The following is a 22,920-nucleotide window of genomic DNA, read 5'->3' as shown; positions in this document are numbered from 1 at the left end:
TGAGAGGGGCTTTCAATAGTGTAGAGTCACTCATCTCAGTTCGTCGCTGGACGGCGCCGTGGGGTTTGAATGTCGGATTGACGAAGGTGATGGCATGCCCTCAGCAAATAGCAGCTCGTTGCGGGACCGGCGCCGGGCCGAGCTGCTCTCGCAGATCCAGCAGACCGCCCACCAGCTTTTCGCCGAGCGCGGCTTCGAGGCGGTGACCACCGAGGACATCGCCGCGGCCGCCGGGATCTCGATCAGCACCTATTTCCGGTACGCGCCCACCAAGGAGGGTCTGCTGGTCGATCCCGCCCGCGAGGTGGCGGCCACAATCGTGGGCGCGTACCGCACCCGGCCGGCGCACGAGTCGGCGGTCGAAGCGTTGATCCAACTATTCGTCACGCATGCCAAGGAGGTCGGCGCGGCGGGCGACTTCGATACTTGGCGGCACGCCGTCGCGACCGCGCCCCACCTGCTGCGTAAGTCCGTGCTGATGAGCGAAACCGATCACAGCAACCTGATCCAACAGGTCGCGGCGCGGATGAATGTCACTGCGGCGCTTGACATTCGGCCCGCTCTGCTGGTGCACACGAGTTTGGCCACCGTCCAATTCGTCCTCGACGGATGGCTGAGCTCGGACAGCGACGAGAGCCGGCCCTTTCACGAGCAATTGGAAGAAGCGCTGCGCATCACGCTCGCCGGATTCGACCGGCCCAGCGACGCCACGCCCGGCCGGCGCTAAACCGCCGTGACTTTGCCGGCCGGCGCGTGAAACAATCGCTGGCCGTGAAGACCTTCGAGGATCTGTTCGCCGAGCTGGGCGAGCGCGCCCGTACCCGGCCCGCCGGCAGCGCGACGGTCGCCGCGCTGGACGGCGGCGTGCACGGGCTGGGCAAAAAGATCCTGGAGGAGGCCGGTGAGGTGTGGCTGGCCGCCGAGCACGAATCCGACGACGCTCTGGCCGGAGAGATCAGCCAATTGCTGTACTGGACGCAGGTGCTGATGATCGCGCGCGGGCTGTCCCTCGACGACGTGTACCGGAAGCTGTGACGATGCTGCGCGTCGCGGTTCCCAACAAGGGCACGCTGAGCGAGACGGCCACCGAGATCCTCGCGGAGGCCGGCTATCGGCGCCGCACCGATTCCAAGGACCTGACCGTCATCGATCCGGTCAACCAGGTCGAGTTCTTCTTCCTGCGGCCCAAAGACATTGCAATCTACGTGGGTTCGGGCGAGTTGGACTTCGGCATCACCGGACGGGACCTGGTGGGTGATTCCGACGCCCCGGTGCGGGAACGCCTGGCGCTGGGATTCGGGTCGTCGAGCTTTCGCTACGCCGGGCCGGCCGGGCGGGACTGGAAGATCGCCGATCTGGCCGGCAAGCGGATCGCCACCGCATATCCCAACCTGGTCCGAAAAGACTTGGCAGAGCGCGGTATTGAGGCCACCGTCATTAGGCTCGACGGCGCGGTGGAGATTTCGGTGCAGCTCGGTGTGGCCGACGCCATCGCCGACGTGGTCGGGTCGGGGCGCACCCTGAGCTTGCACAACCTGGTGGCCTTCGGTGAGCCGCTGTGCGATTCCGAAGCGGTGCTCATCGAGAGCGACCGGGGTGGCCAGGACGACACACAGGCCGCACGCGATCAGTTGGTGGCGCGGATCCAGGGCGTGGTGTTCGGGCAGCAATACCTGATGCTCGATTACGACTGCCCCCGGGCGGTGCTGGACAAAGCCACGGCGATCACGCCGGGGCTGGAGTCGCCCACCATCGCGCCGCTGGCCGACGCGGACTGGGTCGCCATCCGGGCGCTGGTGCCGCGCCGCGGCGTCAACGAGATCATGGACGAACTGGCCGCCATCGGCGCCAAGGCAATCCTGGCGTCCGACATCAGGTTTTGCCGGTTCTGATCGCACTCCGTACCGGCCGGGTGCGGGCCGCGTGGGCATCGTGCCGCCCGGGGTCGCTGTGTTAGCGTCCGGCTCAGGGGATTGCCCGGGTTGGCGAATGGGCCGTCCCTGCACCGGCCGCCGGTTGTTCACCCTCGGAGGAGGATCCCCGTGACACACGCGCTTATCGTATTGCTGGCTTTGCTGATCGGTGTCGTCGCCGGATTGCGGTCGCTGACGGCGCCGGCCGTGGTGGCCTGGGCCGCCCTCATCGGTTGGGTCGATCTGCACGGCACCTGGGCGTCCTGGATGGCCAACATCATCACGGTGATCGTCTTCACCGTGCTTGCCGTCGGTGAACTGGTGAACGACAAGCTGCCCAAGACGCCGGCCCGCACGGCGGCGCCGATCTTCGCGGCCCGGATCGTGCTCGGCGGGCTAGCCGGGGCGGCGCTGGGGGCCTGGCCGCATTGGACCTTCACCGCGCTCGGGGCCGGTGTCATCGGCGCGGTGCTCGGCACCCTGGGCGGCTACCACGCCCGTCGGTGGCTGGTCGCCGCGACCGGCGGCAAGGACCTGCCGATCGCGCTGCTCGAAGACGTGGTGGCGATCGCGGGCGGGTTCGCCATTCTCGCGGCGACCGGGCACGTGCTGACTGATTATCTGCTGACGGCCGTTAAGTGACAGCCCCTAACTGACAGTCGTTGAGTGACAGTCGTTCAGTGACAAAGCATTTCGACGCGATCATCGTCGGCGCCGGCCAGGCCGGCCCGCCGCTGGCCGGGCGGCTGACCGCGGCCGGGCAGCGCGTCGCCATCATCGAACGCAAACTGATCGGCGGCACCTGCGTCAACACCGGGTGCATTCCCACCAAGACGCTGGTCGCCTCGGCGCATGCGGCCCACCTGGCCCGTCGCGGCGCGGACTACGGCGTCGGGACCGGGGCGATCAGCGTGGACATGGCGAAAGTCAAGGCACGCAAAGACGAGATCATGCTGGGCGACCGCAAGGGCGTCGAAGACTGGTTGGCGGGCATGGCCGGCTGCACCGTGGTCCGCGGCCACGCCCGCTTCCGGGATCCGCACACCCTGCAGGTCGGCGAGGACCTGCTGCGGGCCGAGCGCATCTTCCTCAACGTCGGCGGCCGCGCGGTGGTGCCCGACATCCCCGGCCTGGCCGGGGTCGACTTCCTCACCAACGTGTCGATCCTCGAACTCGACAGGCTGCCAACACATCTCGTCATCGTCGGCGGAAGCTACATCGCGCTGGAGTTCGCCCAGATGTACCGGCGCTTCGGGGCTGCGGTGACCGTGGTGGAGCGCGGCCCGCGGCTGGCCTCCCGCGAAGACGAGGACGTGTCGGCCGCGGTGCAGGAAATCCTGCGGGCCGAAGGCATCGACATCGTCGTCAACGCCGACGACGTGCGAATAGCCAAGACCGGCAACGGTTTCGAACTGACCCCGCGTGACGGCGCTCCGCCCATCCGGGGCAGCCACCTGCTGCTGGCGGTGGGCCGGCGACCCAACACCGACGACCTCGACCTGGCGGTGGCCGGCGTGCGGACCGACGCCCGCGGCTACATCCTCGTCGACGACCAGCTGAAGACCAGCGTCGAACACATCTGGGCGATGGGCGACTGCAACGGCAGGGGCGCGTTCACGCACACCTCCTACAACGACTTCGAGATCGTCGCCGCCAATCTGCTCGACGACGATCCGCGCCGGGTGAGCGACCGGATCACCACCTACGCGCTCTACATCGACCCGCCGCTGGGGCGCGCCGGCATGACCGTCGCGCAGGTCCGTGCGTCAGGGCGCAGGGCCCTGGTCGGGAAGCGCCCGATGACCAGGGTGGGCCGGGCGGTGGAAAAGGGTGAGACACAAGGCTTCATGAAGGTGGTGGTGGACGCCGACACCCGGGAGATCCTGGGCGCCGCCATCCTGGGCGTCGGCGGCGACGAGGCGATACACGGCATCCTGGACGTCATGTCCGCCAAGGCGCCCTACACCACGCTGTCGCGCACCATGCACATCCACCCCACCGTCAGCGAACTGATCCCGACGATGCTGCAGCAAATGTCGCCGCTGGCCTAGCCGGCCAGGTCGACGGGGTCGGACAGAGTCGAATTGTCTTGCGCGCCAAGTGTATCCGGCCAGCCGGGGTAGGGCGGCGGGGTTCCGCCGAATAGCGGGCAGAGCTGCTGATGCGGACACCAGTCGCACAGCCGTGACTGGGTGGGACGGAAATCGCCTGTCCGACCGGCGGATTGGATGGCCCGCCAGATCGCCATCAGGGTCTTCTCGAAGCGCAGCAGCTCGTCGTACTCGGGTGAGTAGTCCAGCACCTGACCGTCGGCCAGATAGATGAGCCGCAGCCGGGTGGGCGGCACACCGCGCGAACGCAACAGGGCCACCGCGTAGAACTTCATCTGGAACATGGCCTTGAACTCGGCCAGGGCTCGTGCAGCCGGCGGCGCCTTGCCGGTCTTGTAGTCGACCACCCGCAGCTCGCCGGTGGCGGCGACGTCGATGCGATCGATGAATCCGCGCAGCAGCGTTCCGTCGGCGAGTTCGACCTCCACCCGCTCCTCGCAGCACTGCGGGTCGAAACGGGTGGGATCTTCGAGCCGGTAATAACCGGCGAGCAGCGCCTGCGCCTCGGCCAGCAGTTGGCCGTGCTGGGTGGGATCCAGGTCCGCCGTCAGCTCCGGGCTCGCGGCGAGGAGCTGTTCCCAGGCCGGGCCCACCAGCGCCAGGGCCGTCTCGGGGCCGCGCTGGGCGGCCGGCAGCTCGTACAGCTGCTGCAGGGCGGCATGCACCAGCGAGCCGCGCAGTTGGGCGGGCGACGGCGCCTCGGGCAGCCGGTCGATGGCCCGGAACCGGTACAGCAGCGGGCACTGCTTGAAGTCCGCCGCCCGCGACGGCGACAGCGCCGGGCGCGACACCTGGCCCGTCGGCCGCGCCGCCGACTGCCGTGCCTCCGGCTGGACGATCATGTTCGGCAGCCTAGGACCGGGCGCCGACAACCCCCAAGCACCGGTTGCGGCGAGTCGGCTGGCACGCTGGACCGCGTGTCCGTTACCGGCCCGTTCACCGTGGGCGAGCGTGTGCAGCTCACCGACGCCAAGGGTCGGCACTACACGATGGTGCTCGCCGCCGGCGCCGAGTTCCACACCCATCGCGGGTCCATCCCCCACGACGCGGTGATCGGGCTCGAGCAGGGCAGCGTGGTCAAGTCCAGCAACGGCGCCGTCTACCTGGTGATGCGGCCGCTGCTGATCGACTACGTGATGTCGATGCCGCGCGGGCCGCAGGTGATCTACCCCAAGGACGCCGCCCAGATCGTGCACGAGGGCGACATCTTCCCGGGGGCGCGGGTGCTGGAGGCCGGGGCCGGCTCGGGTGCGCTGACCTGCTCGCTGCTGCGCGCGGTCGGACCCCAGGGGCGGGTGATCTCCTACGAACAGCGCGCCGACCATGCCGAGCACGCCCAGCGCAACGTGTCCGTGTTCTTCGGGGGCGAGGCACCGGACAACTGGCAACTGATCGTCGACGACGTCGCCGACTCGGATCTGCCGGACCGGTCCGTCGACCGCGCCGTGCTGGACATGCTGGCGCCGTGGGAGGTGCTGGAGTCGGTCGCGCGGCTCCTGATCCCCGGCGGGGTGTTGATGATCTACGTGGCCACGGTCACCCAGCTGTCGCGGGCCGTCGAGGCGTTACGGGCCCAGCAGTGCTGGACCGAACCACGCTCCTGGGAAACCTTGCAACGGGGTTGGAACGTCGTCGGTCTCGCGGTGCGGCCGCAGCATTCGATGCGCGGGCACACCGCCTTTTTGATCTTCACCCGGCGGCTGGCGCCCGGCGTCATCGCGCCGGCGCCGTTGGGCCGTAAACGCGAAGGCCGCGACGGCTGATCCGACGGCCCGGCTAGCCCAAGTCGTCGCTGCGAACCAGCGAGCGCCGCACCGAGAGCAGCTCGAACTCCGGATGCGCGGCCACCAGCCGTTCGGCCGCGTCCAGGACGTCGACGGCATGGCCGCGGTCGCCGGAGACCGTGGCGACGCCGATGCCCGCCCGTCGATACAAGTCGTGCGAACCCGTCTCGGCGGCCGAGACGCTGAACTTGCGCTGCAACTCCGCGACGACGGGACGGATGACCGACCGCTTCTGTTTGAGCGAGCGGACGTCGCCCAGCAAGACGTCGAACTCGAGCCAGCCGACCCACATCCCGCGGCTCACCCGGGCGGGGTTTGCGTGGGCGCGGGCTCCGGCGGCGGGGCGGGTTCGGCCGGCGGAGCCGGGGCCCCCGGGCCCTCGGGAGCCGCAGACGTCGGCGCCTGCGGCGACTTGCCAAGGGCCAACAGCGTTTCGGCGGTGTGCCGGGACAGCTGCCAGCCGCCCTGGAAGGGAGTGAACTCCATGGGGAAGGTGCAGTTGGCGTTGTTGGGCTGGTTGGTGTGGACGGCGATGCTGGCCTTCACGTTCGACGGGTTCTGGTCCGACCACGCGATGTCGTTCGCGGTGAAGGTCATGGGCAGGTAGCCGTTGTCGCGCAAGGCATTGGTGAACTTGTCCAGCGTGGCCGCGCTCTCCGGCGTCGCGCCCTCGACCAGACTCACCTTGTTGGCGCCCGGGACGCTCGGGTCGGCCAGCCGGCCGAGCACATCGGTGAGGGCTTCGGGGGGCGGCAGGGGAGTCGTGGCCGGCGGCGCGATCGGAGTCGACGTGGCGGGCGGCAGCGACGAGGCGGCCGACGTCTCGCTTCTCGGGTGCGACGTCGAACACGCCGCCAGTCCGACCGCCGCCAGCGCGGTGGCGGCGCTCAACGCTACGGACAGTGCTCGGTGCATCCAGTCGGTCGGCCGGCTAGGCGGCTCTGGCCGCTGCGCGGATCGGGGAACTCGCTAAGGTCGGGCCGATGGGTGCAACCGAAGTCACACCTGCGGCGCCGGCGCCGACGGCTGCGACCGGAGCCGAGCCCGTGGCGAGGCTTTTTGCGGTCACGGCGTTCCTCCGGGCCCTTTCGATCATCAGGATTAGTGGCCGAGATTACCAGCGTGACGAAAATCTTAACTTTTCGTGGGTATTTGACTACCCACATCAATCGGCAATCGCCGGTAGCTTTGAAGTATCCGCCGCGCCAATTCGGTGTGGGAAAGGAGCGCAAGATGGGTAGCTCAGAGCGTTCTGAAGCTTTCGGGACCCCCCGCGAATCAGACATGTCCAGCGGCGACGAGGCCGAGCTGGAGGAACTGCGTCGCGAGGCGGCGATGCTGCGCGAGCAACTCGAGCACGCCGTCGGCTCGCACGGCGGCGCCCGCTCCGCGCGTGACGTGCATCAGCTGGAGGCCCGCATCGACTCCCTTGCGGCCCGGAACTCGAAGCTGATGGAGACCCTCAAAGAGGCCCGTCAACAGCTGCTGGCCCTGCGCGAGGAAGTCGACCGGCTCGGGCAGCCGCCCAGCGGCTACGGCGTCCTGCTCGCCACGCACGAGGACGACACCGTCGACGTGTTCACCTCGGGCCGCAAGATGCGGCTGACCTGCTCGCCGAACATCGATGTTTCGTTGCTGCGCAAGGGTCAAACGGTTCGTCTCAACGAGGCGCTGACGGTGGTGGAAGCCGGCACCTTCGAATCGGTCGGCGAGATCTCCACCCTGCGCGAGCTGTTGGCCGACGGGCACCGGGCCCTGGTGGTCGGCCATGCCGACGAGGAGCGCATCGTGTGGCTGGCCGAGCCGCTGGTCGCCGACAACCTGCCCGACGGTCACCCGGACGCCCTCAACGACGACACCCGGCCGCGCAAGCTGCGGCCCGGCGACTCGCTGCTGGTGGACACCAAGGCCGGCTATGCCTTCGAGCGCATCCCCAAGGCGGAGGTCGAGGACCTGGTGCTCGAGGAGGTCCCCGACGTCAGCTACGAGGACATCGGTGGCCTGACCCGCCAGATCGAGCAGATCCGTGACGCCGTCGAGCTGCCGTTCCTGCACAAGGAGCTCTACCGCGAGTACGCGCTGCGGCCACCCAAAGGCGTGCTGCTCTACGGCCCGCCCGGTTGCGGTAAGACGTTGATCGCCAAGGCGGTGGCGAACTCGCTGGCCAAGAAGATGGCCGAGGTGCGCGGCGACGACGCCCGCGAAGCCAAGTCGTACTTCCTCAACATCAAGGGCCCCGAGCTGCTCAACAAGTTCGTCGGCGAGACCGAGCGGCACATCCGGCTGATCTTCCAGCGCGCCCGCGAGAAGGCCTCCGAGGGCACGCCGGTGATCGTGTTCTTCGACGAGATGGACTCCATCTTCCGCACCCGCGGCACCGGGGTCAGCTCGGACGTCGAGACGACGGTGGTCCCGCAGCTGCTGTCCGAGATCGACGGCGTGGAGGGGCTCGAGAACGTCATCGTGATCGGCGCCTCCAACCGCGAGGACATGATCGACCCGGCCATCCTGCGGCCCGGCCGCCTCGACGTGAAGATCAAGATCGAGCGCCCGGATGCCGAAGCGGCGCAAGACATCTTCTCGAAGTACCTGACCGAGGAGCTGCCGCTGCACGCCGACGACCTGGCCGAGTTCGGCGGCGACCGCACCGCCTGCATCAAGGCGATGATCGAGAAGGTCGTCGAGCGGATGTACGCCGAGATCGACGACAACCGGTTCCTGGAGGTCACCTACGCCAACGGCGACAAGGAAGTCATGTACTTCAAGGACTTCAACTCCGGGGCGATGATCCAGAACGTCGTCGACCGCGCGAAGAAGAACGCGATCAAGTCGGTGCTGGAGACCGGCCAGCCGGGTCTGCGCATCCAGCACCTGCTCGACTCGATCGTCGACGAGTTCGCCGAGAACGAGGACCTGCCCAACACCACCAACCCCGATGACTGGGCGCGGATTTCGGGCAAGAAGGGCGAGCGGATCGTCTACATCCGCACCCTGGTCACCGGCAAGAGCTCGAGCGCGTCGCGGGCCATCGACACCGAGTCCAACCTGGGCCAGTACCTGTAGCGGTCGCGGGTGCCGGCTGCCGGCTCCGCTTCCGCGACACTGCAACTACGCACACGACACGCCGCGGCGGATGTGCGTAGTTTCAGTCTCGTGCTCGTGGCCCCTGCCCGCCGTCAGGCCGTCACCAGCGAATAGCTGTTGGTCAGGTCGTCCTGCAGCACCCGCGCGGGCCGGCTGGTGGTGTCCACCCGCAGCTCGCTGGTGAGCACCCGAGGTTGGTAACTCCACCCGGCGGGCAGGTCGAGGCGGCCGGCGAGGCCGGGTAGATCCGCTCGCGACAACGTCGGGTCGGACACCTGGCTCCAGGTCTGCATCACCCAGTGCTGGTTCTCGGGGTCGATCAGCTCGTAAATCTCCTGGCCCGCGTCGAAGACGAAGACGGTGTGGCGATTGACCGTGTTGGGGATGTAGGGCGCGGGATTCATCGACGACAACAGCACAGTGGCCTGCTGGATCATCTCGATGCCGCCGAAGGTTTTGGTGATCCGGGGGCCTTGCGGCTGCTTCTCGATGCCGTTCATCAGCCAGTAGCGCGGACCGTTGAGCAACGCCATGGCCGCCCCGTGCTCCTTGGCGATCGCGTGCGGGTCGAGCGCCGACCACAGCTCGGCCGGACAGTCGTTGAGCGGAAAGCTGTTGTAAACCGTTGCCTGCGGGCCCGCCTCACCCGGAGTGACGAGCAGGACTTCGCCGTAACGTTTCCCCGCCAGGTCCAGGGCATGTTTCCCGACGGCGCCATCGGATCCGGGTGCGGACACAGGGTGAAATTAATCACTGGTGTCGGTGCCGTCAACAAGCAGCGTCCCGCCCCGCTGCGCGGGGCGCATCGTCGTCCGGCGGGGTTTGATGGGCCGGCTCCTCCCGCCCCGCTGCGCGGGGCGCATCGTCGTCCGGCCTACGCTTAGGTCATGCAACGGATTATCGGGACGGAGGTCGAATACGGCATTTCATCGCCATCGGACCCGACTGCCAACCCGATCCTCACGTCGACGCAGGCGGTGTTGGCGTACGCGGCCGCAGCGGGCATCCAGCGCGCCAAGCGCACCCGCTGGGACTACGAGGTGGAGTCGCCGCTGCGCGACGCCCGCGGTTTCGACCTGAGCCGCTCGGCCGGCCCGCCGCCGGTGGTGGACGCCGACGAGGTCGGCGCCGCCAACATGATCCTCACCAACGGGGCACGGCTCTACGTCGACCACGCCCACCCGGAATACTCCGCGCCCGAATGCACCGACCCGCTCGACGCGGTGATCTGGGACAAGGCCGGCGAGCGGGTGATGGAGGCCGCCGCCCGGCACGTCGCCAGCGTGCCCGGCGCCGCGAAACTTCAGCTCTACAAGAACAACGTCGACGGCAAGGGCGCCTCCTACGGCGCGCACGAAAACTATCTGATGTCGCGGCAGACGCCATTTTCCGCGATCATCGCAGGGCTCACCCCGTTCCTCGTGTCCCGTCAGGTGGTCACCGGCTCCGGGCGGGTCGGCATCGGGCCCTCCGGTGACGAGCCCGGCTTCCAGCTGTCCCAGCGCTCGGACTACATCGAGGTCGAAGTCGGCCTGGAGACCACGCTCAAACGCGGCATCATCAACACCCGCGACGAGCCGCACGCCGACGCCGACCGGTACCGGCGGCTGCACGTCATCATCGGCGACGCCAACCTGGCCGAGACGTCGACCTATCTGAAGCTGGGCACCACGGCCCTGGTGCTCGACCTGATCGAGGAAGGCCCGGCGCACGGCATCGACCTCAGCGACCTGGCCCTGGCGCGGCCGGTGCACGCGGTCCACGCGATCAGCCGCGACCCGTCATTGCGCACCGCCGTGGCGCTGGCCGACGGCCGCGAGATGACCGGGCTTGCGCTGCAACGGGTTTACCTCGACCGGGTGGCCAAGCTGGTCGACAGCCGCGACCCGGATCCGCGGGCGGCCGACATCGTGCAGACCTGGGCGCACGTGCTCGACCAGCTGGAGCGCGACCCGATGGAATGCGCCGAGCTGCTGGACTGGCCCGCCAAGCTGCGCCTGCTCGAAGGATTCCGCCAGCGGGAGAACCTGAGCTGGTCGGCGCCGCGGCTGCACCTGGTCGACCTGCAGTACTCCGACGTCCGACTGGACAAGGGCCTCTACAACCGGCTGGTGGCGCGCGGCTCGATGAAGCGGCTGGTGTCCGAACACCAGGTGCTCGAAGCGGTGGACAATCCGCCCACCGACACCCGCGCCTACTTCCGGGGCGAATGCCTGCGCCGGTTCGGCGCCGACATCGCCGCGGCCAGCTGGGATTCGGTGATTTTCGACCTGGGCGGCGATTCGCTGGTCCGCATTCCGACGCTGGAGCCGCTGCGCGGCAGCAAGGCGTATGTCGGAGCGTTATTGGACTCGGTGGATAGCGCCGCCGAGCTGGTCGAACAACTCACCAGCTAGACGCCGGTTCAGGCGGGCAACGTCGGAGTTGACCGGTAGGGTAGAGAAGACCAACGGGCAGCGTGGCTTGGCAATCGAACTCGATAATTGGGACAAGCCACTCAACAGGCCCAGACGAAGCAGGAGGCGGCGATGGCTCAGGAGCAGACCAAGCGTGGCGGTGGCGGCGACGACGAGGACGACTTCGCCAGCAGCACGGCCGCGGGCCAAGAGCGCCGGGAGAAGCTGGCCGAGGACACCGACGATCTGCTGGACGAAATCGACGACGTTCTCGAGGAGAACGCCGAGGACTTCGTCCGGGCATACGTCCAAAAGGGCGGCCAGTGACCTGGCAGTTCCCTGATCGCCTGTCCACCAATTCCGCACTTCCGGGCCCCGCATTCTCCGGACAACCCGCCGTAGATCTGTCGTCATTCGCCGACTTCCTGCGCCGCCAGGCGCCGGAGTTGCTGCCGGCGGCCCTCGGCGGGGCGCAGTCCGGCCCGGCTTCGTCGAGCGGCGGCACGGGTCAGCTGCCGCACGGGACCACCATCGTCGCGCTGAAATACCCCGGCGGCGTGGTGCTCGCGGGCGACCGGCGTTCGACGCAGGGAAACATGATCGCCGGGCGCGACGTCAAGAAGGTGTACATCACCGATGACTACACCGCCACCGGCATCGCCGGCACCGCCGCCATCGCCGTGGAGTTCGCCCGGCTGTATGCCGTGGAACTCGAGCACTACGAGAAGCTCGAAGGCGTGCCGCTCACGTTTGCCGGCAAGGTCAACCGGCTGGCCATCATGGTGCGCGGAAACCTCGCCGCCGCGATGCAGGGACTGGTGGCGTTGCCGCTGCTGGCCGGCTACGACATCGACGCGCCCGACCCGGAAGGCGCCGGCCGCATCGTGTCGTTCGACGCCGCCGGCGGCTGGAACCTGGAAGAGGAGGGCTACCAGTCGGTGGGGTCGGGCTCGATCTTCGCCAAGTCGTCGATGAAGAAGTTGTACTCACAGGTCGTCGACGCCGACTCCGCGGTGCGCGTCGCGATCGAGGCGCTCTACGACGCCGCCGACGACGACTCCGCGACCGGCGGACCGGATCTGGTCCGCGGCATCTATCCCACCGCGGTCACCATCGGCGCGGAGGGTGCGCTCGAGGTGCCGGAGAGCCGCATCGCCGAGCTGGCCCGCGAGGTGATCCAAAGCCGTTCGCGCGCAGACACTTTCGGCCCCGACGCCGCGGGTGGTGACAAGTGAGCTTCCCGTATTTCATCTCGCCCGAGCAGGCGATGCGCGAGCGCAGCGAGCTTGCGCGCAAGGGCATCGCCCGGGGTAAGAGCGTGGTCGCGCTGGTCTACGCCGGGGGTGTGCTCTTCGTCGCCGAGAACCCGTCGCGGTCGTTGCAGAAGATCAGCGAACTCTACGACCGGGTGGGCTTCGCCGCGGCGGGCAAGTTCAACGAATTCGACAATCTGCGCCGCGGCGGCATCCAATTCGCCGACACCCGCGGTTACGCCTACGACCGCCGCGACGTGACCGGGCGGCAACTGGCCAACGTGTACGCGCAGACGCTGGGCACCATCTTCACCGAGCAGGCCAAGCCTTACGAGGTGGAACTGTGCGTCGCCGAGGTCGCGCACTACGGCGAGACGAAACCGCCTGAGCTGTACCGGATCACCTATGACGGGTCGATCGCCGACGAGCCGCATTTCGTGGTCATGGGCGGCACCACCGAGCCGATCACCACCGCGCTCAAGGACTCCTACGCCGAGAACGCCAACCTGCGCGAGGCGACCCGCATCGCGGTGCGGGCGTTGCGGGCCGGCAGCGAATCCTCCAACGGCGACCAGTCCGCCCTGGACGTCGGCAGCCTGGAAGTCGCGATCCTGGATGTCAACCGGCCCCGCCGGGCGTTCCGCCGGATCAACCGGCCCACGCTGGAGAATTTGCTGCGCGAACTCGACTCGAACGGTTCGGACGGCAACGGCGACGCGCCGGAGCTCAACGGCGGCTCCTCCGACTAGCGCCCCTTCGCCCGCACCCGAAAACGCCGCCCGACACCGCCGCCGGAAACCGCGCCCGGAAACTTCGTCACACCGATAGGCGCGGCTTGCCCACCGCCGCGGTCGGACAACCAGTACGCTCGATTACGTGCAGCGGCGAATCATGGGCATCGAGACCGAGTTCGGGGTCACGTGCACATTCCATGGGCATCGCCGGCTCAGCCCGGACGAGGTGGCCCGCTACCTGTTCCGCCGCGTCGTGTCCTGGGGCCGCAGTTCCAACGTCTTCCTGCGGAACGGCGCCCGGCTCTACCTCGACGTGGGCAGCCACCCCGAGTACGCCACCGCCGAATGCGACAACCTGGTGCAGCTGGTCACCCACGACCGCGCCGGAGAATGGGTGCTCGAGGACCTGCTCGTCGATGCCGAGCAGCGGCTGGCCGACGAGGGCATCGGCGGCGACATCTACCTGTTCAAGAACAACACCGACTCGGCGGGCAACTCCTACGGCTGCCACGAGAACTACCTGATCGTGCGGGCCGGCGAGTTCTCCCGGATCTCCGATGTACTGCTGCCGTTCCTGGTCACCCGCCAGCTGATCTGCGGGGCCGGCAAGGTGCTGCAGACGCCGAAGGCCGCGACGTTCTGCCTTTCCCAACGCGCCGAGCACATTTGGGAGGGCGTCTCCAGCGCCACCACCCGCAGCCGCCCGATCATCAACACCCGCGACGAGCCGCACGCCGACGCCGAGAAATACCGGCGGCTGCACGTCATCGTCGGCGACTCCAACATGTGCGAAACCACCACCATGCTCAAGGTGGGCACCGCCGCGCTGGTGCTGGAGATGATCGAGGCCGGCGTTCCGTTCCGGGACTTCTCGCTGGACAACCCGATCCGTGCGATCCGCGAGGTCAGCCACGACATCACCGGCCGGCGGCCGGTCCGGCTGGCCGGGGGGCGTCAGGCCAGCGCGCTGGACATCCAGCGCGAGTACTACAGCCGCGCCGTCGAACACCTGCAGACCCGGGAGCCCAACGCCCAGATCGAACAGATCGTCGACCTGTGGGGCCGCCAACTCGACGCGGTCGAAAGCCAGGACTTCGCCAAGGTGGACACCGAGATCGACTGGGTGATCAAGCGCAAGCTGTTCCAGCGCTACCAGGACCGCTACAACATGGAGCTGTCCGACCCGAAGATCGCCCAGCTGGACCTGGCCTACCACGACATCAAGCGCGGCCGCGGCGTCTTCGATCTGCTGCAGCGCAAGGGGCTCGCCGCCCGGGTCACCACCGACGAGGACATCGCCGAGGCGGTCGACACGCCGCCGCAGACCACCCGGGCGCGGCTGCGCGGCGAGTTCATCAGCGCCGCCCAGGCCGCCGGCCGCGACTTCACCGTCGACTGGGTGCACCTCAAGCTCAACGACCAGGCGCAGCGGACCGTGCTGTGCAAGGACCCGTTCCGGGCCGTCGACGAGCGGGTCAAGCGGCTGATCGCGAGCATGTAGCGACGCGTGCGTCGGTGCAAGCGCCGGGTGCTGACCATCGAATAACCTGGTGCCGATGGCGACGTCAAAAGTCGAACGGCTGGTGAATCTGGTCATTGCCCTGCTGTCCACCCGCGGCTACATCACGGCAGAAAAGATCAGGTCGAGCGTGGCGGGTTACTCGGAGAGCGCCAGCGCCGAGGCGTTCTCCCGCATGTTCGAGCGGGACAAGAACGAGCTGCGCGACCTGGGCATCCCGCTGGAGGTGGGGCGGGTTTCGCCGATGGACCCCACCGAGGGCTACCGCATCAACCGCGACGCCTATGCGCTCGCGCCGGTCGACCTGACCCCGGACGAGGCGGCGGCGGTGGCGGTGGCCACCCAGCTGTGGGAGTCGCCCGAACTGATCACCGCGACCCAGGGCGCGCTGCTCAAGCTGCGCGCGGCCGGCGTTGACGTCGACCCCCTGGATGACGGGGCACCGGTCGCCATCGCCTCCCCGGCCGGAGTGCCCGGACTGCGCGGCTCGGAAGAAGTGCTCGGAATCCTGTTGTCCGCCATCGACTCCCGTCAGGCCGTGCAGTTTCCGCACCGGCCGTCGCGGGCCGAGCCGTACGCCATCCGCACCGTCGAGCCCTGGGGCGTGGTCACCCAGAAGGGCCGCTGGTATTTGGTGGGCCACGACCGCGACCGCGACGCCACCCGCACCTTCCGGCTGTCCCGGATCGGACCGGGCGTCACCCCGATCGGCCCGCCCGGCGCGGTCACCGTGCCGGACGGCGTCGACCTGCGCAGGATCGTCGCCCAGACCGTCACCGACGTGTCCGCGACGCCGGCCGGCGGGCAGGCCCGGGTGTGGGTGGCAGACGGGCGGGCGACCGCGCTGCGCCGGGCCGGGCGGCCCGTCGGCACCCGGCAACTGGGCGGCCGCGACGGCGAGGTGATCGAGCTGGACATCCGCGGCACCGACCAGCTCGCCCGCGACATCGCCGGGTACGGCGCCGACGCGGTGGTGTTCGAGCCGCAGTCGCTGCGCGACGATGTGCTGGCCCGGCTACGCGCGCATGCCGGTGCCGATGCCGTCGGCGCCGGCCGGCCCGGCGGCCGCGGGGGAGTGTCGGCATGACGCCCATCTCCACCCGTCTGGTCCGGCTGCTGAACATGGTCCCGTATTTCCAGGCCAACCCGCGGGTCACCCGGGCCAAGGCCGCCGCCGACCTCGGGGTGTCGGCCAAGCAGCTCGAGGAGGACCTCAACCAGCTCTGGATGTGCGGTCTGCCCGGCTATTTCCCGGGCGACCTCATCGACTTCGAGTTCTCCGGCGACACCATCGAGGTGACCTTCTCCGCCGGCATCGACCGCCCGCTGCGGCTCACCTCGCCGGAGGCCACCGGCCTGCTGGTGGCGTTGCGGGCGCTGGCCGACATCCCCGGCGTCGTCGACCCGGAAGCGGCGCGCAGCGCGATCGCCAAGATCGAGGGCGCCGCCGGAGCCGTCGGGCACGACACCACCCAGGCGGCGACCGCCGTCGACGAACCCGCTCCCGCGGAGAGCCGGGCCGCCGCCGCGGTGCGTGCGGCCGTGCAGTCCCGACACGCGCTGGCCATCGATTACTACTCCGCCTCGCGCGACACGCTGACCAGCCGGGTCGTCGACCCCATCCGGGTGCTGCTGATCGGCGGGCACAGCTACCTGGAGGCCTGGTCCCGGGAGGCCGAGGGAGTCCGGCTGTTCCGCTTCGACCGGATCGTGGAGGCCAGCGAGCTCGACGAGCCGGCCGCGCCACCGGAACCGGTGCTGCACGCGCCGCCCGACACCTCGCTGTTCGACGGGGACCCGTCGCTGCCGTCGGCCACGCTGCGGGTGGCGCCGCACGCGTCCTGGATGTTCGAGTACTACCCGATGCGCGACCTGCGCGAGCTGCCCGACGGCTCCTGCGAGGCGGTGATGACCTACGCCTCCGAAGATTGGATGACGCGGCTGGTGCTGGGCCTGGGATCCGGCGTGCAGGTGCTGGCGCCGCACTCGCTGGCGCAGCGGGTGCGCGAGGCCGCGGCGGCCGCCCTCGCGGCGTATGAGGCCCTGAGCTGAGAAAATCCGGGCCGTCCCGCCCGGCGCCGGCGCGGCGCGGGCCCACCGCCAGTTCACGTCACTGCGGTAGCATCGGGTGAACGTCTGGAGGTAATCAAAGTGGGCAGTCTTAGTCCGTGGCACTGGGCGATCCTCGCGGTCGTGGTGATCTTGTTGTTCGGTGCCAAGAAGCTCCCCGACGCGGCGCGTTCGTTGGGCAAGTCGATGCGGATCTTCAAGTCCGAACTGCGCGAGATGCAGAGCGAGAACAAGACGGAAACGTCGGCGCTGGGTGCGCAGAGCGAGTCCTCCGCGGCCAACCCCACGCCCGTGCAGTCGCAGCGCGTCGACCCTGCGGCGCCCAGCGAGCAGGGGCACAGCGAAGCACGCCCGGCGTCGTAGCCCGACGTCCCGTCGCGGTGCCCGAGCGCCCCTGACCAGCTCCGACCGAGCATCGTGAAAGCATTCAAGGTTTCAGCGCGCACATCCGGCCTGCTGAAGCGTCTCAATCCGCGCAACAGACGCAGCCGCACCAATCCGGACGCGACCATGTCGCTGGTCGACCACCTGACCGAGCTGCGCACCCGGCTGCTGATCTCCCTGGCCGCAATCGCGCTGACCACCATCTTCGGGTTCTTCTGGTACTCGCATTCGATCTTCGGGCTGGAAAGCCTCGGCGAGTGGCTGCGCCATCCCTACTGCGCGCTTCCGCAGTCGGCGCGGGCGGAGATCAGCGCCAACGGGCAATGCCGGCTGCTGGCCACGGCACCGTTCGACCAGTTCATGCTGCGGCTCAAGGTGGGCTTGACGGCCGGGGTGGTGCTGGCCTGTCCGGTGTGGTTCTACCAGTTGTGGGCGTTCATCACGCCCGGGCTGTACCAGAAGGAGCGCCGCTTCGCGATCGCGTTCGTGATCCCGGCCGTGGCGCTGTTCGTGGCCGGCGCGGTGCTGGCCTACTTCGTGCTGTCCAAGGCGTTGGGCTTTTTGCTGACGGTCGGCAGCGACGTGCAGGTGACCGCCCTGTCGGGGGACCGGTATTTCGGCTTCCTGATCAACCTGCTGATCGTTTTCGGAGTGAGTTTCGAATTCCCGCTGCTGATCGTCATGCTCAACACCATCGGCGTGCTGACCTACCCGCGGCTCAAGGCGTGGCGGCGCGGGCTGATCTTCGCGATGTTCGTGTTCGCCGCGATCTTCACGCCCGGCTCCGATCCCTTTTCGATGACGGCGCTGGGCGTGGCCTTGTCGGTGCTGCTCGAGTTCGCCATCCAGATCGCCCGGCTGCACGACAAGCGCAAGGCCAAACGCGAAGCCCAGGCCGTGATTCCCGACGACCAAGCCTCGGTCATCGAACCGCCCACGGCCATACCGGAGCCGTCGCTGTCGGCCGGCCAGCATGACGATGTCACCTGACCCGTCGGCACCCGACGCCGCGACCGAACTGGTCGAGCTCAGCCGGTTCAGCTCCGAACTGCCCTTTGCGCTCGACGGCTTTCAGCGGCGGGCCTGCGCGGCGCTGGAACGCGGACACGGCGTGCTGGTCTGCGCGCCGACCGGGGCCGGTAAGACCGTGGTCGGCGAATTCGCGGTGCACCTGGCGCTGGCGGCCGGCGGCAAATGCTTCTACACCACGCCGCTGAAGGCGCTGAGCAACCAGAAGCACACCGATCTGACCGCCCGCTACGGCCGCGACCGCATCGGCCTGCTCACCGGGGACATGTCGGTGAACGCGGATGCGCCCGTCGTGGTGATGACGACCGAGGTGCTGCGCAACATGCTGTACGCGGATTCACCTGCGCTGCAAGGACTTTCGTATGTGGTGATGGACGAGGTGCATTTCCTGGCCGACCGGATGCGGGGCCCGGTGTGGGAGGAGGTCATCCTGCACCTGCCCGACGAGGTGCGGGTGGTCAGCCTGTCGGCGACGGTCAGCAACGCCGAGGAGTTCGGCGGCTGGATCCAGACCGTGCGCGGTGACACCACGGTGGTGGTCGACGAGCACCGGCCGGTGCCGCTGTGGCAGCACGTGCTGGTGGGCAAGCGACTGTTCGACCTGTTCGACTACCGCAACTCCGAAGCACCCGGGCAGCCGAGCGCGGGCCGCGAGCCGCGGGTCAACCCGAATCTGTTGCGTCACATCGCGCATCGCCGCGAAGCCGATCGGCTCTCGGATTGGCAACCGCGCCGCGGCGCCGGACGCGGCCGTCCACCCGCCCGGGCCGGACGGCCGCGCTTCTACCGGACCCCGGGGCGCCCGGACGTGATCGCCACCCTGGACGCCGAAGGGCTGCTGCCGGCGATCACCTTCGTGTTCTCCCGGGCCGGTTGTGACGCCGCCGTCCAGCAATGCCTGCGTTCGCCGCTGCAGCTGACCACTCAGGAGGAGCGGGTCCAGATCGCCGAGGTGATCGAGCACCGGTGCGGCGATCTCGCCGACGCCGACCTGGCGGTGCTCGGCTACTACGAGTGGCGCGAGGGGCTGCTGCGTGGTTTGGCCGCCCACCACGCCGGCATGCTGCCCGCCTTCCGGCACACCGTCGAGGAGTTGTTCACCGCGGGCCTGGTCAAGGCGGTGTTCGCCACCGAGACGCTGGCGCTCGGCATCAACATGCCGGCCCGCACGGTGGTGCTCGAACGGCTGGTCAAGTTCAACGGCGAGCAGCACGTGGCGCTGACGCCGGGGGAGTACACCCAGTTGACCGGCCGCGCCGGGCGGCGCGGCATCGATGTCGAGGGCCACGCGGTGGTGCTGTGGAATCCCACCGAGGAAACCACCGAGCCGTCCGCGGTGGCCGGGCTGGCCTCCACCCGCACCTTCCCGCTGCGCAGCTCGTTCGCCCCGTCCTACAACATGACGATCAACCTGGTCCAGCAGATGGGCCCCGAGCAGGCGCATCGGCTGCTGGAGCAGTCGTTCGCGCAGTACCAGGCCGACCGCTCGGTGGTCGGCCTGGTGCGGGGCATCGAGCGGGGCCAGGCGATGCTCGACGAGATCGCCGCCGAGCTGGGTGGGCCCAAGGCGCCGATTCTGGAGTACGCGCGGATGCGGGCCCGGATCTCGGAGATGGAACGCGCGCAATCCCGTGCGTCGCGGCTGCACCGACGGCAGGCAGCCAGCGATGCGCTGGCCGCGCTGCGCCGCGGCGACATCATCAACATCGCCCACGGCCGCCGCGGCGGGCTGGCGGTGGTCCTGGAATCGGCCCGCGACAGCTCCGATCCGCGACCGTTGGTGCTGACCGAAAACCGTTGGGCGGGACGGATTTCCTCGGCCGACTATTCGGGCAACTCGGCACCGGTCGGTTCGATGCCGTTGCCGAAGCGGGTCGAGCACCGCCAACCGCGGGTCCGGCGTGACCTGGCGTCGGCGCTGCGGTCGGCGGCCGCCGGGCTGAGCATTCCGGCCAAGCGCCGCCGCGGGGACTCCGACGAGGGGTTCCACGACCCGGAGCTGGCGTCGCTGCGCGAACAGCTGCGCCGGCATCCGTCGCACCACACGCCGGGCCTCGAGGCGCAGGTCCGGCAGGCCGAGCGTTACCTACGTATCGAACGCGACAACGCGCAACTGGAGAAGAAAGTTGCCACGGCTACCAATTCGCTGGCCCGGACCTTCGACCGGATCGTCGGGCTGCTCACCGAGCGTGGCTTCATCGAACGCCGCGACGGCGATCCCCGGGTCACCGACGACGGCCGGTTGCTGGCCCGCATCTACAGCGAGAGCGACCTGCTGGTCGCCGAATGCCTGCGCACCGGCGCCTGGTCGGGGCTGAAGCCGGCCGAGCTGGCGGCCGTCGTGTCGTCGGTGCTCTACGAGAGCCGGGGCGGCGAGGGCCCGGGTGCCGCGTTCGCGGCCGAGGCGCCGACGCAGCCGTTGCGGCAGGCTTTGCTGCAGACGTCGAGGCTGTCGTCGGCGCTGCGCGCCGACGAGCAGACGCACCGGATCGCCCCGAGCCGCGAGCCCGACGACGGCTTCGTCACCGTCATCTACCGCTGGGCGCGGACCGCGGACCTGGCCGCGGCGCTGGCCGCCGCCGACCCCGGAGGTGCCGGCTCCCCGCTGCTGGCCGGGGACTTCGTGCGCTGGTGCCGCCAGGTGCTCGACCTGCTCGACCAGGTGCGCAACGCCGCCCCGGACACCGAGCTGCGGGCTACCGCCAAGCGGGCGATCAACGACATTCGGCGCGGCGTCGTCGCAGTTGACGCCGGGTAGGCTAGGCCGGAGCTACCGTTAAGCGCCGAGAGTTCATGCCGAGATACAAGGGGCTGAGGAGAAAGATGAGCGGACCGCAGGGATCGGACCAGCAGTGGCAACCGCCCGGTCAAGGTCAAGGTAGCGACCACTCGTCAGACCCGACCCAGGTGGCGCCGACCTGGCAGGACCACGCCACCCAGGAGGCGTCCTGGCAGGCCCCGGCCTACACGCCGCCGGCCGAGTACCCGCAGTATCAGCAGCCGGGCGAGCAGGCCTATCCGCAGCCGTACCCGCAACAGCAGGGCTACGCCCAGCCCGGGCAGTACGGTCAATACGGCCAGCCCGGCCAATACGGCCAGCCCGGGCAGTACGCCCAGCCGGGTCAGTACCCGCAGCCCGGCCAGTATCCACAGCCGGGCCAGTATCCGCAGCCGGGTCAGTACGGGCAATACGGCCAGCCGGGTCAGTACCCGCAGCAGTACCAGCCCTATGAGCAGCCCGGCAAGAAGCGCCCCGTCGGGCTGATCGCCGGGGTGGCCGGCGGGATCGCGTTGTTGCTCATCGCCGTCGTGCTGGTGCTGGGTTTCTGGCAGCCCGGGTTCTTCGTCACCACCAAGCTGGACGTCAACAAGGCGCAGGCCGGGGTTCAGCAGGTGCTGTCCGACGAGACCAACGGCTACGGAGCGAAGAACGTCAAGGACGTCAAGTGCAACCACGGCCAGAACCCGACGGTCAAGAAGGGCGCCACGTTCGACTGTGACGTCAGCATCGACGGCGCGCCCAAGCACGTGACGGTGACCTTCCAGGACAACAAGGGCACCTACGAGGTCGGCCGCCCCCAGTGACCGGTTAGCCGGGCAGCGCGTCGAGCGCTTTCTGCAGTCGGGCGATTGACGAGCCGACGCCGAGTTCGGTGGCCAGCTCGGCGGTGCGTTGCGGATCGGCGGCGACCAGCGGCACTGCATCGCTGGGCGTCGACAGCTTGACGGGCGCATCGGTGGCCACCCGCACCACCGCGCCCGCCGCCTCGATGTAGTCCAGCGCCCCCAGCAGCTTGGTCCGCAGGCCCTTGGCCGTCTTCGATTTCGGGTCGTGGGCGGCGGCCAGGACCCGGTGCAGCGAACCGTGCTGGGCCAGCAGGGTCGCGGCGGTCTTCTCGCCGACGCCCGGCACGCCCGGCAGGCCGTCGGAGGGGTCACCGCGCAGCAGCGCCAGTTCGGCGTAGGCAGGCCCGGCCCGGTCCACCGGCACGCCGTAGTGTTCGGCCACCTCGACGGGGCCGAACAGGGTGGCTTTGCTCAGGCCGCGGCCGAGGTAAAGCACCCGCACCGGCACGGGATCGTCGGACACCACCTGCAGCAGGTCGCGGTCGCCGCTGACCACCACCACCGGGTCGTCGCGCTCGCGGGCCGCCAAGGTGCCCAGCACGTCATCGGCCTCGAATCCCTCGGCCCCGGCCGTCGGGATCCCGTACGCCTCAAGGAGTTCGGCGATTATGTCGATCTGGGGCGTCAGATCGTCCGGCACCTCCTCGACGTCCGGCTCGCCCGCCGGCTCCGCCTCGGCCACCCGGTGGGCCTTGTAGGACGGGACCAGGTCCACCCGGAATTGCGGGCGCCAGTCCAGGTCAAGGCAGACGACGAGACGGCTGGGCCGTTGCTGGGTGATCACCACGGCGAGCGAATCGAGGAATCCGCGCACCGCGTTCACCGGCCGGCCGTCAGGGGCGGTGATCGAGGACGGCACCCCGAAATAGGAGCGGAACCACATGCTGGCGCCGTCGAGCAGCACCAGTGGCGATCGCATGCCGGTTATCTTGTCACGCCGCGTGTTGCCAGGCCGTCGAGCGTCGAGTTGTTGCGGCCCGTTCTCGCGAAATGGCGCAACAAGTCCACGGTCGGCG

The 22,920-nt window shown here is 69.1% G+C and carries 23 protein-coding genes; 18 read left to right on the top strand and 5 right to left on the bottom strand.

Translation table 11 applies throughout. From position 1 onward, the window contains the following. Positions 1–94 precede the first annotated feature (94 nt). From MAA44156_RS09100 to MAA44156_RS09080, 5 genes are all read left to right on the top strand, one after another. Positions 95–727, top strand: a complete 633-nt coding sequence (locus tag MAA44156_RS09100; protein ID WP_011724761.1) for a TetR family transcriptional regulator — start codon at positions 95–97, stop codon at positions 725–727. 26 nt (positions 728–753) lie between these two features. Then, positions 754–1,035: a phosphoribosyl-ATP diphosphatase gene (locus tag MAA44156_RS09095; RefSeq protein ID WP_003872174.1), complete on the top strand. Its 282-nt coding sequence runs from the start codon at positions 754–756 to the stop codon at positions 1,033–1,035. 2 nt (positions 1,036–1,037) lie between these two features. After that, positions 1,038–1,892: an ATP phosphoribosyltransferase gene (gene hisG, locus MAA44156_RS09090; protein WP_029248472.1), complete on the top strand. Its 855-nt coding sequence runs from the start codon at positions 1,038–1,040 to the stop codon at positions 1,890–1,892. A 150-nt stretch (positions 1,893–2,042) separates the two neighbouring features. Beyond that, a complete protein-coding gene (locus MAA44156_RS09085) occupies positions 2,043–2,555 on the top strand; it encodes a membrane protein (RefSeq protein WP_029248473.1) in 513 nt (170 codons plus the stop codon). A 38-nt stretch (positions 2,556–2,593) separates the two neighbouring features. After that, positions 2,594–3,964 carry an FAD-containing oxidoreductase gene (locus tag MAA44156_RS09080; protein ID WP_009976623.1) on the top strand — a complete coding sequence of 457 codons (1,371 nt, stop codon included), beginning with the start codon at positions 2,594–2,596 and terminating at the stop codon, positions 3,962–3,964. Here the strand turns inward: MAA44156_RS09080 and MAA44156_RS09075 are convergent. Then, positions 3,961–4,866 (bottom strand): RecB family exonuclease, encoded by a 906-nt coding sequence (locus MAA44156_RS09075; RefSeq protein WP_009976624.1) that lies wholly within the window; start codon positions 4,864–4,866, stop codon positions 3,961–3,963. The genes MAA44156_RS09080 and MAA44156_RS09075 overlap by 4 nt on opposite strands. A gap of 75 nt (positions 4,867–4,941) precedes the next feature. Here MAA44156_RS09075 and trmI point away from each other — a divergent pair, with 75 nt between their 5' ends. Further along, a complete protein-coding gene (gene trmI, locus MAA44156_RS09070; protein WP_009976625.1) occupies positions 4,942–5,787 on the top strand; it encodes a tRNA (adenine(58)-N(1))-methyltransferase TrmI in 846 nt (281 codons plus the stop codon). Positions 5,788–5,800: 13 nt separating this feature from the next. Here trmI and MAA44156_RS09065 read toward each other — a convergent pair whose 3' ends face one another. Beyond that, the gene (locus MAA44156_RS09065) at positions 5,801–6,100 is read right to left on the bottom strand and encodes a DUF503 domain-containing protein (protein WP_003872168.1); all 300 of its coding nucleotides are present in this window, start codon (positions 6,098–6,100) and stop codon (positions 5,801–5,803) included. A gap of 8 nt (positions 6,101–6,108) precedes the next feature. After that, positions 6,109–6,723 carry a lipoprotein LppK gene (lppK, locus tag MAA44156_RS09060; protein ID WP_029248474.1) on the bottom strand — a complete coding sequence of 205 codons (615 nt, stop codon included), beginning with the start codon at positions 6,721–6,723 and terminating at the stop codon, positions 6,109–6,111. Between the two features lie 318 nt (positions 6,724–7,041). Between lppK and arc the strand changes: the two genes are divergently transcribed. Next, positions 7,042–8,871, top strand: coding sequence for a proteasome ATPase (gene arc, locus MAA44156_RS09055; protein WP_003872166.1), 1,830 nt, complete (start codon positions 7,042–7,044; stop codon positions 8,869–8,871). A 113-nt stretch (positions 8,872–8,984) separates the two neighbouring features. Here the strand turns inward: arc and MAA44156_RS09050 are convergent, their stop codons facing one another. After that, positions 8,985–9,629 (bottom strand): hypothetical protein, encoded by a 645-nt coding sequence (locus MAA44156_RS09050; protein ID WP_009976627.1) that lies wholly within the window; start codon positions 9,627–9,629, stop codon positions 8,985–8,987. Positions 9,630–9,779: 150 nt separating this feature from the next. On the opposite strand from MAA44156_RS09050, the gene dop reads away from it, so the two are divergent. The 11 genes from dop (at position 9,780) to MAA44156_RS08995 (ending at position 21,862) form a co-directional block, all read left to right on the top strand. Next, positions 9,780–11,288, top strand: a complete 1,509-nt coding sequence (gene dop / locus MAA44156_RS09045; protein WP_009976629.1) for a pup deamidase/depupylase — start codon at positions 9,780–9,782, stop codon at positions 11,286–11,288. A 132-nt stretch (positions 11,289–11,420) separates the two neighbouring features. Beyond that, the gene (locus MAA44156_RS09040; RefSeq protein WP_003872163.1) at positions 11,421–11,615 is read left to right on the top strand and encodes a ubiquitin-like protein Pup; all 195 of its coding nucleotides are present in this window, start codon (positions 11,421–11,423) and stop codon (positions 11,613–11,615) included. Beyond that, entirely contained in the window at positions 11,612–12,523 is a 912-nt protein-coding gene (gene prcB, locus MAA44156_RS09035; RefSeq protein WP_003872162.1) for a proteasome subunit beta, read from the top strand. Before MAA44156_RS09040 ends, prcB begins: the two co-directional genes overlap by 4 nt. Then, entirely contained in the window at positions 12,520–13,290 is a 771-nt protein-coding gene (prcA, locus tag MAA44156_RS09030; RefSeq protein WP_003878079.1) for a proteasome subunit alpha, read from the top strand. Before prcB ends, prcA begins: the two co-directional genes overlap by 4 nt. 127 nt (positions 13,291–13,417) lie before the next feature. Continuing rightward, positions 13,418–14,776, top strand: a complete 1,359-nt coding sequence (pafA, locus tag MAA44156_RS09025) for a Pup--protein ligase (RefSeq protein WP_003878078.1) — start codon at positions 13,418–13,420, stop codon at positions 14,774–14,776. A gap of 55 nt (positions 14,777–14,831) precedes the next feature. Beyond that, positions 14,832–15,881, top strand: coding sequence for a helix-turn-helix transcriptional regulator (locus MAA44156_RS09020; RefSeq protein WP_009976632.1), 1,050 nt, complete (start codon positions 14,832–14,834; stop codon positions 15,879–15,881). Then, positions 15,878–16,846: a helix-turn-helix transcriptional regulator gene (locus MAA44156_RS09015; protein ID WP_009976634.1), complete on the top strand. Its 969-nt coding sequence runs from the start codon at positions 15,878–15,880 to the stop codon at positions 16,844–16,846. Before MAA44156_RS09020 ends, MAA44156_RS09015 begins: the two co-directional genes overlap by 4 nt. Before the next feature lie 99 nt (positions 16,847–16,945). Next, positions 16,946–17,227, top strand: coding sequence for a Sec-independent protein translocase subunit TatA (gene tatA, locus MAA44156_RS09010; RefSeq protein ID WP_009976635.1), 282 nt, complete (start codon positions 16,946–16,948; stop codon positions 17,225–17,227). 54 nt (positions 17,228–17,281) lie between these two features. Beyond that, positions 17,282–18,238, top strand: a complete 957-nt coding sequence (tatC, locus tag MAA44156_RS09005) for a twin-arginine translocase subunit TatC (RefSeq protein ID WP_009976637.1) — start codon at positions 17,282–17,284, stop codon at positions 18,236–18,238. Next, complete coding sequence (locus tag MAA44156_RS09000; protein WP_009976639.1) at positions 18,228–21,035, top strand: DEAD/DEAH box helicase; 2,808 nt, start codon at positions 18,228–18,230, stop codon at positions 21,033–21,035. The genes tatC and MAA44156_RS09000 overlap by 11 nt, the downstream gene beginning before the upstream one ends. A 65-nt stretch (positions 21,036–21,100) precedes the next feature. Further along, positions 21,101–21,862, top strand: coding sequence for a DUF4333 domain-containing protein (locus MAA44156_RS08995; protein WP_033712597.1), 762 nt, complete (start codon positions 21,101–21,103; stop codon positions 21,860–21,862). Between the two features lie 4 nt (positions 21,863–21,866). On the opposite strand, the gene MAA44156_RS08990 is transcribed toward MAA44156_RS08995, so the two are convergent. Beyond that, positions 21,867–22,823, bottom strand: coding sequence for a 5'-3' exonuclease (locus MAA44156_RS08990; protein WP_009976645.1), 957 nt, complete (start codon positions 22,821–22,823; stop codon positions 21,867–21,869). Positions 22,824–22,920 lie beyond the last annotated feature (97 nt).

It is taken from the genome of Mycobacterium avium subsp. avium, from assembly GCF_009741445.1.
Taxonomy (GTDB): Bacteria; Actinomycetota; Actinomycetes; order Mycobacteriales; family Mycobacteriaceae; genus Mycobacterium; species Mycobacterium avium.
This window is presented reverse-complemented; position numbering and strand designations above follow the sequence as displayed.